The organism is Chitinimonas taiwanensis DSM 18899 (genome assembly GCF_900119825.1).
In the GTDB taxonomy this organism is placed as follows: Bacteria; Pseudomonadota; Gammaproteobacteria; order Burkholderiales; family Chitinimonadaceae; genus Chitinimonas; species Chitinimonas taiwanensis.
In genome coordinates this window covers 105187-117408 of the sequence record NZ_FPKR01000003.1, presented here as the reverse complement: position 1 = coordinate 117408, position 12222 = coordinate 105187, and the positions used below count along the sequence as shown (strand labels likewise).

Genomic DNA, 12222 nt, shown 5'->3' with positions numbered 1-12222 from the left:
CGGCGCTACTTATAGAATAAGGGAAGCAGTGCGCTGCGCGGCCCTAGCCGAGCAACCAGCGCCACAGGAAGAACACCGCCATGCCGCCTCCGATGGCGGCCAGGAGGTGCTGGAAGCGCCAGGCGATCAGGCCGCTGACCAGGGCGCCGAGCAGCCAGGCATTGCGCCAGTCCAGCTGCCAGTGCTGGCCGTCGGGCAGCAGCACCATGGGCACGGTGATCGCGGTCAGCACCGCCACCGGCACATAGCGCAGCGCGCGCTTGACCAGGGGCGGGAAATTGACCTTGTCGCCCAGCGCATAGAACGCATAGCGTATGCCGAAGGTGACCAGCGTCATGCCGGCGATCAGCAGGATTTCATCGTGCGGCATCGTCACCCTCCGCGCGCCCTTCCAGCCATAAACCCACCAGCACACCAGCCAGCGCCGCCAGCATCAGTCCAAGCTTGTAAGGCAGACCACGCGCCGCCAATGCCACTGCGGCGGCAGCCAGCGCCGCAGCCACCATGGGGCGATTCTTCAGCATCGGCACCACAATGCCGGTAAAGGTGGCGGCCATGGCGAATTCCAAGCCCAGCTGATCGAGGCCGGCCACGCTATTGCCGAGCAGCACGCCGCCCAGCGTCCAGGCAAACCAGTTGCCATACATGGCGAGGCAGGAACCCAGGTAGTACCAGTGCTTGTACGGTGCGCCATCCTGCTGACCATAACGGTGCTGAACCACCGCGAAGGTCTCGTCGGTCAGCCAGAAGGCGAGCGGAATGCGCCAGCGCTGCGATAGCGAGGCGACATGGGGCAGCAGAGTGGCCGAGTAGAGCGCATGGCGCAGATTGACCACAAAGGTGGTCAGCACGATGACCGCCAGACCCGCACCGCTGGTCAACAGGGTCAGTGCGATGAATTGCGAGGAACCGGCAAACACGAATAGCGACATGCCGAGCGCACCGAGCGCCGACAGGCCGCTGCTAGACGCCAGCGTGCCGAAGATCAGGCCGAAAGGCGCGGCGCCCACCAGCATGGGCAGCGAATCGCGTGCGCCATGCCATAACTCGCTACGCCGTTCGGGATGAATGGAAACAGACAAGGCATTACCTCCAGACCGCGAGCTTAGTGGCCGCCGGCCTAGCATGACCATAGGTATTTTCCGCGCGAGCCGGTGTGCAGCAGGCTGGCGCACGGCGAGATTGAGTGCGGCCAAGCTTTGCCCTTATGCTGGCGGAATGAGATGTCTGCGACGCCTGATCCTCTTGCTGTACTGTGCACTGCCGCTGGCCGCCCACGCGGTCGTGGTCGGCGCCGAGGACGACTGGTATCCGTATGCGGGCGTGGCCGATGGCAAGCCGGTCGGCTTCGCGGTGGACATCGTCAGCGCGGCCTTCCGCGCGGCCAAGCTGCCGCTGCAATTGAGCAGCCTGCCCTATTCGCGCTGCATGACCCTGACGCGCCAGAACAAGCTGGCGGCCTGCTTCAACACCCTGCGCAACCCGCGCCTGGAACAGCAGTATCGCTGGCATAGCACGCCGCTATTCCGCGCGCGCATCCTGATCTTTGCCGAGCGGCACAACCAGCAGTCTCAGCTTGGCGCGGCCGATCTGCTCGGCCAGCGGGTGGCCATCACCAATGGCTACGACTACGGCGCCGAGTTCGACAATGATCCGAGCATACGGCGCGACCCTGGCCTGCGTGATATCGATGCGCTACGCAAACTGGCCGCCGGCCGTGTCAGCTATGCGCTGGTCTACGAGGCGGTGGCCGAACACCTGATGCGCGGCCATCCCGAGCTGGCGCAGGCGATCAAGCCGGTCGGCACCTTGATCGAGGCCGAACTCTTCCTGTCCTTCGCGCCCAAGCGGCCCGATAGCGCCCAGCTGGTCGAACAGTTTGAGCAGGGGCTGCGTAGCCTGCATCAGAGCGGCGAGTACCAACGCATCGCCGCGCGCTGGCGCCAGCCGTTCAGGCCAGCCGGCCCAGTGGTGGGCGACTAGCGAGCCGGCACTATCCGCGCAAGCCCATCGCATATTGACGCGCGCGGCATTGGCGCGGCGCGCTCTGGCATAATCCGCGCTTTCCTGCCGCTCACACCGCAATGCCGCATATCGCCAGCCACCGCTGGAACCACCCCGCCTGCCTCGCCCCGCGCGCCCTGCACCCCTGGCTCGTGCACCCTGGATCGCTGACGGCCCGGCTGATTGCCCACTTCCCCGCCTTCAAGGTGCGCCTGTTGCGCCAGCGCTGGGCCAGGCCAAACGGCGATGAGCTGGGTGCGCTGGGCCTGCGTCGACGCGACCTGGCCATCGTGCGCGAGGTGGTGCTGATGAGTGGCGACACACCGCTGGTGTTCGCCCATTCGGTCATGCCGCGCCAGGCGTTGTTCCATGGCTACCAGGGCCTGCGCCGCCAGGGCGTCAAGCCGCTCGGCGCCACCCTGTTTGCCAATCCCAAGATACGCCGCAGCCAGCTCGCCTATCGCCAGCTCGACCGCCGCCATGCGCTCTATCGCGCCGCGCAGTCCGCAGTCGGCCCGCTGCCGGCCGCACTGTGGGCGCGCCGCTCGCGTTTCGAGCTTGGCAGCGCACGCATCCTGGTCACCGAAGTCTTTCTGCCCGCCGTAAGGGAAGCCAAGCCATGAACTGGAATCTGCTCAAGGACCGCCTCGGTCAATACGAAAAACTGATGCGCCTCGACAAGCCCATCGGCATCCTGCTGCTGCTCTGGCCCACGCTGTGGGGCATCTGGGTGGCCAGCTATGGGCGGCCCGATGTGGTGATCCTGTGGATTTTCGTGCTCGGCACAGTGCTGATGCGCTCGGCCGGCTGCGTGATCAATGACTATGCCGACCGCGACTTTGACGGCCATGTCGAACGCACCAAGGACAGGCCGATGGCGGCCGGACGGGTATCAACCAAGGAGGCGCTGCTGCTGGCCGGCGGCCTCGCACTGGCTGCCTTTGTGCTGATCCTGCCGCTGAACCAGCTGACCCTGCTGATGTCGGTGCCGGCCGTGCTGCTGGCCGCCAGCTACCCGTTCACCAAGCGCTTCCTGCCGCTGCCGCAGGCCTATCTGGGCGTGGCCTTCAGCTTCGGTATTCCGATGGCCTTCGCGGCCATCCAGGGCCAGGTGCCGGCGCTGGCCTGGTATCTGGTGGTCGCGAATCTGTTCTGGGTGCTGGCTTACGATACCGAGTATGCAATGGCCGACAAGCCCGATGATCTGAAGATCGGCATCAAGACCAGTGCCATCACCTTCGGCCGCTTCGACGCCGAGGCGGTGATGGTCTGCCATGGCCTATTCCTGGCCGGCATGATCGCCATCGGCTGGCAGCTGCAACGTGGCCTGTTCTGGTATCTGGGCCTGCTGGTGGCCGCCATCCTGATCGCGCTGCAATACCAGCAGATTCGCGGCCGCGACCGCGCCAAGTGCTTCCGCGCCTTCCTCGACAATAACTGGGTCGGTGCCGCGCTATTCGGCGCCATCGTGCTCGACTACTGGCACTTCCTGCCGCTCTGAGCGTGCGACCCTAGACGGCCTGCCTGTGCTCGCGCAGGCTGCGCGCGGCCTGGGTCACCGTCAGCCAGATCAGCTGGCGCTCGTCCTCGCTGCAGTCGGCGTGGTAGCGCTTCTTGGCGCCAAGCTGGTTCAGGATCAGGTGGGTATGGGGCGCCACGCCGGCATTGGCAAGACAGGCTTGCACACAGGCCAGCGCACAACCATCCAGGGCCAGGATGGGCCGGCCGCTACGCGCGAGCTTGACCAGGGCGCCCACCCCGCCACCCACACCGCTGATGCAGGACATCTCGGCCTCGCCCTGCCTATCGAGCGCAATCGCCACATCATTGGCCAGCTGCGCCACGCTGGAACAACCCGAGCAGGCATAGACGAGGGGGCGAGTGCGAGGGTCCATGGTATGTCCTTTCCAAGGCGCAGAGGCCGGGCGCCGCATGCGCAGCACCGACGCAAAGCCGTCCTTGGGTCGCGTGCGGGATCAAGCCGGCAGGCAGCTCGCCAGCTTGTCCAGCCAGGCCGGCCGCTCGGCGGCGTCCAACCAATTCTTCACAATCAAACCGAGTTCGGTATCGCCGCTGATCTGCAGCCTGCGCTGGAAGAACAGCGTGTCGGCATCCATCTGGCCACGCAGCATGGCCAGGAAGTCGGCCGTGCTGGCACTCAGTTCCAGGTCCACCGCCTGCGGCCAGTGTGGGCGGAACTGACCCTGGCGGCAGCAGAAAGCATGGCGCAGACCGAGGTCGCGCAAGTTGATGGCAAAGCTGCGCCCATCGAGTTCAGGCGGCGGGCTGAGCCACTTCAGGCGTCGGGCGATTTCCAGGCCAGCAGCGAAGTGCAGCGATAGCAGCGGCGCCGGCACATGGGCGGCCAGGCGCTGCAGCGGGGCTTGCAGGCGTGTCAGAACAGGGTTCATGCGCGGGTCTCCAGCCAGTGGATGCCGGGCTGGCCAAACCAGTAGCCATTGCAGCGGCCTATGCCCGCGGGCGGCGCCACCGGCACCACCGCTTCACCCAGGCGCTGCCTGTCCAGTGCGGCAATCGCATCCAGCGTGCCCTGCGATTGCGGGCTCACGCGCAGTACATCGACACCGATTTCGGCCAGCTCGCTGGCCTGGGCCAGCAGGTCCAGGCATTGGCCGGACTGGGTCTGAATGCCGTTGATGGCGAGGAACTCGCCGTCTTCCTGGGTGCGCATGGCCAGGCCGTCCGGATGTTCGAGGCAGCGAAAGCCGCAGTCATCCTTCTTCAGACGGAAATGCCGCGCAGTGAAGCAGCGCGCTGAAAACGCCAGCGGCATGCGGCCCCACACCTGCATCTCGCTCTGCAGGCCAAGCGGTTTCTCGGCCAAGAGGGCAATCAGATCAACACGGCTCAGCTCCAGCGGCAGTACAAAGCGCACCGCGCCCTGTCCGCGCAGCCAGGTCAGCGTGGCGCCGTGGTAGGCGTTCAGATGCGGGCCGGCCACGAAGGAGCGCCCACCGAGCGCACGGATCGCGCCCAGCTCGCCAATCTCGATCGGGAATTCGTCCTGGGCGGCGATGCGGCGGATCTGGCCGACTTCGGCACCCGACTCCACCAGGGTGGGGGTGGACAGGATCACCGTCTTGCCCGCCTCGCGCAGCGTGGCGGCCAGCGTCAGCCAGTCGGCCGGACGCAGCTCGTGGCGCCGGCTGCAGACGGTGTCGCCGAGGTAGACGATGTCCACCGGGCTCTTGGCCACGGCGGCATAGAAGTCGAGTACCTGCTGGCGCGGCCAGTAATACAGCAAGGGGCCGAGCGAAATCTGGTAGGAGCTCATTTCCATGGCCTTTCGAACGCACCCTGGGTGGTTTGCGAACCCTCGGCGTGGCGGGCCAGGCTGGCCTGCCAGTCGGGGCGCACGCTGTAACGCGCCGGCGCGGCCTGCGCTGCATCGATGGCAGCACGCAGCGTGGCCACCACCTGGGCCACATAGGCGGGGCTGCGCTGGCGACCCTCGATCTTGATCGCGCGCACGCCCATCTGGGCAAGCTGGGGCAACAGGCTCAGCGCATTCAGGCTGGTCGGCTCTTCCAGCGCATGGTCGAACTCGCCATCCACCTCGAAGCGGCCCTTGCACAGGGTCGGGTAGGCAGCCGGTTCGCCCGGCGCATAGCGGTCGATCAGGATGCCGTTCAGGCGCGCATCGAGCTGGCCGTTCTGCTCGGTCCAGCGCACCGCGTGGGCGGGCGAACACACGCCCTTATTATTCGGCGAATCGCCGGTGGCAAAGCTCGACAAGAGGCAGCGCCCCTCGGCCATCACGCACAGGCTGCCAAAGCCAAACACCTCGATCTCTACCGTGGTCTGGCGCGCGAGCTTGGCTATCTCGTTCAGGGTCAGCACACGCGGCAGCACCACGCGCTGGATATTGAACTGCTCGCGCATCAGCTCGATGGCATCGAGATGGGTGGCCGAGCCCTGCACCGACAGATGCAGGCGCAGATGCGGGTAGCGGTCGCGCGCATAGGCCAAGAGGCCCGGGTCGGCCAGGATCACCGCATGGGCGCCCAGATCGTGTGCCGCATCCACGGCCGCGCGCCATTCCTGGGTACGGCCCGGTTGCGGGAAGGTATTGATGGCGAACAGCACCTTGCGCCCGAGGCCGCGCGCCAGCGCCACCCCGCTGCGGATATCGGTCTCGCTGAAGTTCAGCCCGGCGAAGTTGCGCGCATTGGTGGCGTTTTTCAGGCCCAGATACACGGCATCGGCACCCGCCTGCAGCGCCGCTTTCAGGGCGGCCAGGCTGCCGGCCGGGGCCACCAGTTCCATGGAAGCATAGTTAGAAGTCATGGCCGCGAGTCTAGCCAGCCGCCCGCGCCGCCACCTTGTCGTGCATCAAGCTTTCATGGTGCGCAGCGTGCCGACCAACGGCAGGACAAGATGGCAAATCCTTGACCGCGGATAAGGAAATCGGCGCGCATTGGGCGCAAACAGCAGGGACAGCCGCAGCGAGCTGGTAGCACGCCCTCATCGACCCACGCCACAGGAGCGAGACCATGAAACCCAGTGCCTATCCCCGCCTCTTTCTGTCCTATGACACCGGCTGGCCGGACCTGCGCCGCGAAGCGCCGCCGGTACTGCGTATCTTCCTCTTGCTGGTGCTGCCTTTTTCGCTGCTGCCGGCCGCGATGATCGCCTTCGTGGCCTCGGGCAATGCCAGCTATTACGCCGAGCACATCCCGGCCAGCCGCTATAGCGAGATCGCGCAGCTCTTCCTGCTCACCGAGCTGCTTAGCGTGCCAGTGATGGCGCTGGCGATACGCTCGGTGGTGATGTTGCGCGGGCCGGCGGTCAGCTTCCGGCAGTGCTTCCTGCTGGCCGCCATGGCGCCAGTGCCGATGTGGCTATCCTCGCTCTCGCTGCTGGTGCCGAATATCGCCTTCCATCTCGCGTGCGGCTTTCTGGGTCTCTTGGGCGCCAGCGCCCTGCTGCTGCACGGCATTCCCAGCCTGCTCGGGGTCGAGCGCGGCATCGAGGCCGAGGATGTCAGCTATGTGGTGCTATCGCTGGGCGGGCTGATGTGGGCGCTGATGGTGGGCCTGCTGCTGGTGCCGCTACTGGGCATCTGAGCATGAAGGCCGGCTGGTACCGGCTGGAACTGGGCGATGCCCTGAGTGCGCCGGGCGAGATCGCGCTGCTGGCGGCGCAGTGCCAGGCCCTCCGGCTAACCGGCCAGGCCGGGGCGGCCATCTATACGCGCCAGTGCGGTACGGCAGGCCTGCATTGCCGTGTAGAGGCCTACTTCAGCCCAGCACTGGCCGAGCTGGCCCGCAAGCTGGGCACCCTGCCCTGCCGCGCGCCAGCGCTGGCGGAGCTGGCGTGTATCTGCGGCGGCTAGCGCGTGCCCGGCACGGTCTCAGCGGCGGGCTTCGCTCTGGCCCACCGCGCCAGCACCCAAGCTGCGCTGCAGGCGGATAAAGCGCCAGCCCACACTCAGTAACAAGCCGCCCAGACCCGCTTGCGACAGCGCGAACAAGAGGCCCGCCGGCAAGGCCAGGGCGGCGGGCTGCAGCGGCAAGGCCAGCAAGGCGGTCAGCGCCAGCAAGAGGCTGGCCACCTGGGCGCGCTGCCAGACCGGACGCAGCAGGCTTTGCATGGGCGGCACGCGCACCCGCGCCGGCAGGCGTCGGCGCAGATGCAGCCAGACCAGGAAGGGAATGATCTTGCCCAGCATGGCATTCACCGGCAGCACCGCCCCACCCACCAGGGCCAGCACACCGAGCCACCACCCCAGCGGCCACTGCGCGGGCAGATAGTCGCGCGCCAGGCCCAGCGCGGCCACCAGCCACCAACTGAGCAAGGCACACAGCCATAGCAACCAGGCCGGGTCGTGCTTGCGCGCCGCACGCAGCACGCCAAAGAGCCCCAGGCTGGCCAGCAGGCCCACGCCGGCCAAGGCCATCTGGCGCCAGGGCAGCAGCAAGCCGGCGCCCTCCAAACCACCGAGCGCAAGCGGGATATACAGCAGCCAGGGCAGCAGGCGCTCGGCCGCGGCCGGCGGGCGCGGCGTCTGCCAGAACATCGGCAGCACGGTGGCCGCCACGCCAGCCAGCAGCGTAGCCAGCCAGCCGCCCAGGCCCCAGGCGATATGCCAGTCGAGCAACCAGGGCAGCGGCAGCGCCAGGCCTGCGCCGAACAGGCTGGCCAGCAGGCCGCCCAGCAGCAGGGTGAGCAGCAGCGCGATGCCGATATGGCGCAGCATGCGCGTGCTGGCATTCACCGCCACCACGCGCCAGCCAGCCCGGCAGATCGCCAGCGCGGGCAGGCCCAGTAGCGGCGCACCCAGCCAGCCAGCCCAGCGAAAGCCCAGGGCAGAACCCTGCAGAAAGCCAGCCGCCAGCGCGCTGGCCGTGCCTACGCAGCACAGCGCCACGCCAGGCGCCAGCCAGCGTGCCAGCGGCACCGGCACCCCGGCCAGCACCGGCAGCAACTGGAACAGCGCGCCCAACATCACTGGCAGCAACATGCCCAGCGCCAGCAGGTGCACGAGGCTGAGGCTGAGCGGGGCAAAGCGGTCGGGCAGCCCATCCGGCGGGCCGAAGGCCAGCAGCAGGCCGGCTGCCACACCTACCCAGGGGGCGGGCAGCAGGCAGCCGAAGACCAGGCCTGGCTGCGGCGCGCGCTCGAAGGCGAGCGCTGGCGCCGCACTCATGCCGGCTGGCCGCTGCGCGCCAGCAGGGTGGCAAGGTCAGCCACGCGCAGCGCGCACATCGGGTAGAGCACGTTCTCTTCCTTGACGTTGTGCTGCTGGATCAGCACCAGCAGCGTATCGAGCTCGGCCAGCAGGCCATCGCGGTCGGCGGCGATCAGCTGCATGCGGCAGCTGTCGAGCAGATCGCGCATGGTGGCGTGCTCGTCGCGCATCACCGCGGTCGGGCCGTGGCGCATGCCGGTGGCCGCCTCGAAGGCCGGAAACAGCTGCTGCTCTTCCAGCTCGAAATGCCCGAGCAGCGACTGCTCGGCCTCGTCGAAGCAGCGCTGCGCCAGCGGCCAATCGTCGCCACGCAAGGCGCCCTCCACGCGCGCCAGCAGCGCGTCAGCTTCATGGTGTTGATGGATGAGGGTGGCAATCGGGTCGGACATGGCGGCGCTCCGCGAAGGGGAATGCCGCCATGCTAGGGCGCCTGCCAGACGCCGGCCTTGATGGGGAGCAAGCGAATCGCTGCCGACGCCGGCATGCGGCGCGGGCGTGCCTACAGATAAGGCTGGATATGCGCGAGCGCCTGCGCCTGATACGCCTTCTTCTCCCCCACCGGGGCGACGTAATGCAGCGCGCTTTGCGCGGCCGCGATGCCGGCCAGGCGGGCGATCACCCAAGCGGCCAGATAGGGCGAGGCCAGACAGCCGCCGGCGGTGGCGATATTGCCGCGCGCCACGAAGGGCTGCTCGAGCACCGCCACGCCCGCTTCCTGCACCCAGGGCTTGCTGATCAGATCGGTGCAGGCCGGCAGATCATTGAGCAGGCCGAGCTTGGCCAGCACCAGGGTGCCCGAGCACTGCGCACCGAGCAGCTGGCGCTGTGGGTCCAGGTGCAGCCGCGCCATCAGCGCCGCATCGGCCACCACCTCGCGCGTGCGCATGCCGCTGCCCACCAGCACCGCATCGGCCATGGCCGCCTCCTCCAGCGAGGCCTGCGCCTCAAGCACCACCCCGTTCATCGAGCGCACGTGCGGCGTGGGGCAGGCCAGGCTCACGCGCCAGCCCGGCTGCTTGACCCGGTTCAGGATGCCCAGCGCAATCAGCGAATCGAGTTCATTGAAACCGTCGAAAGTCAGGATGGCGATATGCATGGCGGGCTCGGCAGCAGGTGGGTGAAGGCAATGCCGGCAGCGTAGAATCAGTCAGCAATACAATCAAAAAATTGTCATGGATACATTGACCGATGCCCATCGCCCGCTACCGCCTGCTGCTGGATAAGCTGGCCGCCGAGATCCGCAGCGGCCGCTGTGCACCGGGCAGCCGCCTGCCCACCCACCGCCAGTTCGCCGCCGAACAGGGCGTGGCCCTGGTTACCGCCAGCCGCGTGTATGCCGAGCTGAAGGCGATGGGCCTGATCAGCGGGGAAACCGGGCGCGGCAGCTTTGTGCGCGCCAGCGCGCTGCCGCGTGGCCAGGGCATAGACCAGCACGCCAGCGCGGCCGGCATGCTGGACCTGAACTTCAACTATCCGGCCCTGCCCGGCCAGGCTGAGCTGTTGCGCACGGCCTTGCGCCAGCTGGCCAGCAGTGGCGACCTGGACGCCCTGCTGCGCTACCAGCCGCACGGCGGCCTGCTGCATGAGCGCGCCTGCGTGGCGCGCCACCTGGCCGCGCGCGGCCTGACGGTAAGCGGCGAGCAGGTGCTGATCGTGGATGGCGCCCAGCACGGCCTGACCATCTGCGCGATGGCCCTGCTGCGTCCGGGCGATATCGTGGCGGTGGATGCGCTCAGCTATCCGGGTTTCAAGGTGCTGGCCGAGGCCCTGCATCTGGAACTGGCGCCCATCCCGGTGCGCACAGACGGCCCCGATCTGGCCGCGCTGGCCAAGCTGTGCCAGCAGCGCCCGCTACGCGCCATTTATGCCATGCCCACTCTGCACAATCCGCTCGGCTGGGTGCTCGATCAGGCACAACGCACGGCACTGGTGGCGATTGCGCGCCGCCATGCGCTGCTGATCATCGAAGACGCCGCCTATGCCTTCCTGGCCGAAGACCCGCCCGCGCCGCTGGCCGCGCTGGCCCCCGAGTGCACGGTCTATGTATCGGGTCTGTCGAAGAGCGTGGCCACCGGCCTGCGTGTGGGTTTTGTGGCGGCGCCACGCAAATGGATAGGCCGGCTGGAGCGCGCGATCCGCGCCACCACCTGGAATACGCCGGGTGTGATGACGGCCCTGGCCTGCGCCTGGCTGGAGGACGGCACAGTGGCGCGCCTGGAAGCCGAAAAGCGCGCCGATGCGCAGGCGCGCCAGGCCATCGCCGCCCAGGTACTCGGCCACCTACCCTGCACCAGCCACCCAAGCTCTTACTTTATCTGGGTAGCGCTGCCCGACGAGGCGCGCGCCGACCGGGTCGTCCAGGCCCTGCTCGCGCAGGGTATCTCGCTGGCCAGTGCCGAGCCGTTTGCCACCGGCGCGCAGATTCCCCAGGCCCTGCGCGTGGCGCTCGGCTCGCTGGCGCGGGATGCGCTGGGTGGGGTGCTGGAAAGCGTGCGCGCAGTGATCGACGCGCAGCGCTACCCCTAGCGCGGCGCGGCGAGTGGAGCGGCGCTGCCCGGCAGGCGCGCCACATATTCGCGTAGATGGAGCAGGAATTCCGCCGCTACCGGCGAGAGGCGCTTCGCCTTCTGGTGCACGATGTACCAGTTGGCCTCGATGGGAAACTGCACCACCGGCAGAATGGCCAGGCCATCGAGCGCCGGGTCGGCATGCAGCGCGTGGCGCGATAGAACGGCCAGCCCGAGGCCAGCGGCAACGGAATGCTTGATCGCCTCATTGCTGCCCAGCTCCATGCGGATCGAGGGCTGGAAACCCAGCGCGGCGAAATGGCTGTCCACTGCACGGCGCGTGCCCGAGCCCGGCTCGCGCAGGATGAAACGCGCGTCCTGCAGCGCATCCAGACTCAGCGCTGCCTGCCCAGCCAAGGGGTGGCCGAGGGCGGCCACCAGCACCAGCGGATTGGCCAGGAAGGCCTCGGAGGCGATATCGCTGTGCAGCGGCGGCTGGGACATGATGTAGAGATCGTCCTCGTTATGATCGAGCCGACCGAGCACCCCGTCGCGATTGAGCACCGACAGGCTGACATCCACCTGCGGATACTGGGTGCAGAAGGCGCCGAGCAGGGCCGGCACAAAGTACTTGGCGGTGCTGACCACCGCCAGGCGCAGGCGGCCGCGCTGCAGACCCTGCAACTGGTCGATCTGCTGACCGAACTCGCTCCAGGCGCGGTAGATGGTCTGCGCGGTCTCGGCCAGATGGCGCCCGGCCTCGGTCAGGTGCACGCGCTTGCCGATCACCTCATACAGCGGCAGACCAACGTTCTCCGACAACTCCTTCAGCTGCATCGACACCGTGGGCTGGGTGATATGGCAGGCCTTGGCCGCCGCGCTGATGCTGCCGTGCTCGGCCAGGGCCAGGAAGAGCTGTAGTTGACGGAAGGTGACATTCATCGTTTTTTATCTATGCAAAAGATATTTATTATCGATTTTACCTGATTAACGTAAAGC

The 12222-nt window shown here is 67.5% G+C and carries 16 protein-coding genes; 6 read left to right on the top strand and 10 right to left on the bottom strand.

What is annotated here, in order from left to right; all coding sequences use genetic code 11:
* Positions 1-43: 43 nt before the first annotated feature.
* Both BT173_RS04305 and BT173_RS04300 read right to left on the bottom strand, forming a co-directional pair.
* Positions 44-370, bottom strand: a complete 327-nt coding sequence (locus BT173_RS04305; RefSeq protein WP_072427401.1) for an AzlD domain-containing protein — start codon at positions 368-370, stop codon at positions 44-46.
* Entirely contained in the window at positions 357-1082 is a 726-nt protein-coding gene (locus BT173_RS04300; protein ID WP_308417553.1) for an AzlC family ABC transporter permease, read from the bottom strand. Before BT173_RS04300 ends, BT173_RS04305 begins: the two co-directional genes overlap by 14 nt.
* A gap of 136 nt (positions 1083-1218) precedes the next feature.
* Here BT173_RS04300 and BT173_RS04295 point away from each other — a divergent pair, with 136 nt between their 5' ends.
* The 3 genes from BT173_RS04295 to ubiA all read left to right on the top strand — a co-directional run bounded on the left by BT173_RS04295 (position 1219) and on the right by ubiA (position 3505).
* Positions 1219-1983, top strand: a complete 765-nt coding sequence (locus BT173_RS04295) for a substrate-binding periplasmic protein (protein WP_072427400.1) — start codon at positions 1219-1221, stop codon at positions 1981-1983.
* Between the two features lie 101 nt (positions 1984-2084).
* Positions 2085-2627 carry a chorismate--pyruvate lyase family protein gene (locus BT173_RS04290; RefSeq protein WP_072427399.1) on the top strand — a complete coding sequence of 181 codons (543 nt, stop codon included), beginning with the start codon at positions 2085-2087 and terminating at the stop codon, positions 2625-2627.
* Complete coding sequence (gene ubiA / locus BT173_RS04285; RefSeq protein ID WP_072427398.1) at positions 2624-3505, top strand: 4-hydroxybenzoate octaprenyltransferase; 882 nt, start codon at positions 2624-2626, stop codon at positions 3503-3505. The genes BT173_RS04290 and ubiA overlap by 4 nt, the downstream gene beginning before the upstream one ends.
* 10 nt (positions 3506-3515) lie before the next feature.
* Here the strand turns inward: ubiA and BT173_RS04280 are convergent, their stop codons facing one another.
* The 4 genes from BT173_RS04280 to ubiU all read right to left on the bottom strand — a co-directional run bounded on the left by BT173_RS04280 (position 3516) and on the right by ubiU (position 6312).
* The gene (locus tag BT173_RS04280) at positions 3516-3899 is read right to left on the bottom strand and encodes a putative zinc-binding protein (protein WP_072427397.1); all 384 of its coding nucleotides are present in this window, start codon (positions 3897-3899) and stop codon (positions 3516-3518) included.
* Positions 3900-3980: 81 nt separating this feature from the next.
* A complete protein-coding gene (gene ubiT / locus BT173_RS04275) occupies positions 3981-4415 on the bottom strand; it encodes a ubiquinone anaerobic biosynthesis accessory factor UbiT (RefSeq protein WP_072427396.1) in 435 nt (144 codons plus the stop codon).
* Positions 4412-5305, bottom strand: a complete 894-nt coding sequence (locus BT173_RS04270) for a U32 family peptidase (protein WP_072427395.1) — start codon at positions 5303-5305, stop codon at positions 4412-4414. The genes ubiT and BT173_RS04270 overlap by 4 nt, the downstream gene beginning before the upstream one ends.
* Positions 5296-6312 carry a ubiquinone anaerobic biosynthesis protein UbiU gene (gene ubiU / locus BT173_RS04265; protein WP_072427394.1) on the bottom strand — a complete coding sequence of 339 codons (1017 nt, stop codon included), beginning with the start codon at positions 6310-6312 and terminating at the stop codon, positions 5296-5298. The genes BT173_RS04270 and ubiU overlap by 10 nt, the downstream gene beginning before the upstream one ends.
* Positions 6313-6518: 206 nt before the next feature.
* On the opposite strand from ubiU, the gene BT173_RS04260 reads away from it, so the two are divergent.
* Together BT173_RS04260 and BT173_RS04255 are read left to right on the top strand one after the other, a co-directional pair.
* The gene (locus BT173_RS04260) at positions 6519-7091 is read left to right on the top strand and encodes a YIP1 family protein (RefSeq protein WP_072427393.1); all 573 of its coding nucleotides are present in this window, start codon (positions 6519-6521) and stop codon (positions 7089-7091) included.
* Positions 7092-7093: 2 nt separating this feature from the next.
* Entirely contained in the window at positions 7094-7360 is a 267-nt protein-coding gene (locus tag BT173_RS04255) for a hypothetical protein (protein WP_072427392.1), read from the top strand.
* An 18-nt stretch (positions 7361-7378) separates the two neighbouring features.
* Here BT173_RS04255 and BT173_RS04250 read toward each other — a convergent pair whose 3' ends face one another.
* The 3 genes from BT173_RS04250 to BT173_RS04240 form a co-directional block, all read right to left on the bottom strand.
* Entirely contained in the window at positions 7379-8674 is a 1296-nt protein-coding gene (locus tag BT173_RS04250; protein ID WP_072427391.1) for a hypothetical protein, read from the bottom strand.
* Positions 8671-9105 (bottom strand): hemerythrin domain-containing protein, encoded by a 435-nt coding sequence (locus tag BT173_RS04245; protein ID WP_072427390.1) that lies wholly within the window; start codon positions 9103-9105, stop codon positions 8671-8673. The genes BT173_RS04250 and BT173_RS04245 overlap by 4 nt, the downstream gene beginning before the upstream one ends.
* A gap of 110 nt (positions 9106-9215) precedes the next feature.
* Entirely contained in the window at positions 9216-9812 is a 597-nt protein-coding gene (locus BT173_RS04240) for a DJ-1/PfpI family protein (protein ID WP_072427389.1), read from the bottom strand.
* A 92-nt stretch (positions 9813-9904) separates the two neighbouring features.
* Between BT173_RS04240 and BT173_RS04235 the strand changes: the two genes are divergently transcribed.
* Positions 9905-11242: an aminotransferase-like domain-containing protein gene (locus tag BT173_RS04235; RefSeq protein WP_072427388.1), complete on the top strand. Its 1338-nt coding sequence runs from the start codon at positions 9905-9907 to the stop codon at positions 11240-11242.
* Here BT173_RS04235 and BT173_RS04230 read toward each other — a convergent pair.
* The gene (locus tag BT173_RS04230; protein ID WP_072427387.1) at positions 11239-12165 is read right to left on the bottom strand and encodes a LysR family transcriptional regulator; all 927 of its coding nucleotides are present in this window, start codon (positions 12163-12165) and stop codon (positions 11239-11241) included. The two genes, BT173_RS04235 and BT173_RS04230, sit on opposite strands and share 4 nt — an antisense overlap.
* Positions 12166-12222: the final 57 nt, after the last annotated feature.

Bases quoted from the DNA above. Each gene is read 5' to 3' on its own strand.
- BT173_RS04305 (WP_072427401.1), bottom strand. From the start codon at position 370: ATGCCGCACGATGAAATCCTGCTGATCGCCGGCATGACGCTGGTCACC.
- BT173_RS04295 (WP_072427400.1), top strand. From the start codon at position 1,219: ATGAGATGTCTGCGACGCCTGATCCTCTTGCTGTACTGTGCACTGCCG.
- BT173_RS04290 (WP_072427399.1), top strand. From the start codon at position 2,085: ATGCCGCATATCGCCAGCCACCGCTGGAACCACCCCGCCTGCCTCGCC.
- ubiA (WP_072427398.1), top strand. From the start codon at position 2,624: ATGAACTGGAATCTGCTCAAGGACCGCCTCGGTCAATACGAAAAACTG.
- BT173_RS04280 (WP_072427397.1), bottom strand. From the start codon at position 3,899: ATGGACCCTCGCACTCGCCCCCTCGTCTATGCCTGCTCGGGTTGTTCC.
- ubiT (WP_072427396.1), bottom strand. From the start codon at position 4,415: ATGAACCCTGTTCTGACACGCCTGCAAGCCCCGCTGCAGCGCCTGGCC.
- BT173_RS04270 (WP_072427395.1), bottom strand. From the start codon at position 5,305: ATGGAAATGAGCTCCTACCAGATTTCGCTCGGCCCCTTGCTGTATTAC.
- ubiU (WP_072427394.1), bottom strand. From the start codon at position 6,312: ATGACTTCTAACTATGCTTCCATGGAACTGGTGGCCCCGGCCGGCAGC.
- BT173_RS04260 (WP_072427393.1), top strand. From the start codon at position 6,519: ATGAAACCCAGTGCCTATCCCCGCCTCTTTCTGTCCTATGACACCGGC.
- BT173_RS04255 (WP_072427392.1), top strand. From the start codon at position 7,094: ATGAAGGCCGGCTGGTACCGGCTGGAACTGGGCGATGCCCTGAGTGCG.
- BT173_RS04250 (WP_072427391.1), bottom strand. From the start codon at position 8,674: ATGAGTGCGGCGCCAGCGCTCGCCTTCGAGCGCGCGCCGCAGCCAGGC.
- BT173_RS04245 (WP_072427390.1), bottom strand. From the start codon at position 9,105: ATGTCCGACCCGATTGCCACCCTCATCCATCAACACCATGAAGCTGAC.
- BT173_RS04240 (WP_072427389.1), bottom strand. From the start codon at position 9,812: ATGCATATCGCCATCCTGACTTTCGACGGTTTCAATGAACTCGATTCG.
- BT173_RS04235 (WP_072427388.1), top strand. From the start codon at position 9,905: ATGCCCATCGCCCGCTACCGCCTGCTGCTGGATAAGCTGGCCGCCGAG.
- BT173_RS04230 (WP_072427387.1), bottom strand. From the start codon at position 12,165: ATGAATGTCACCTTCCGTCAACTACAGCTCTTCCTGGCCCTGGCCGAG.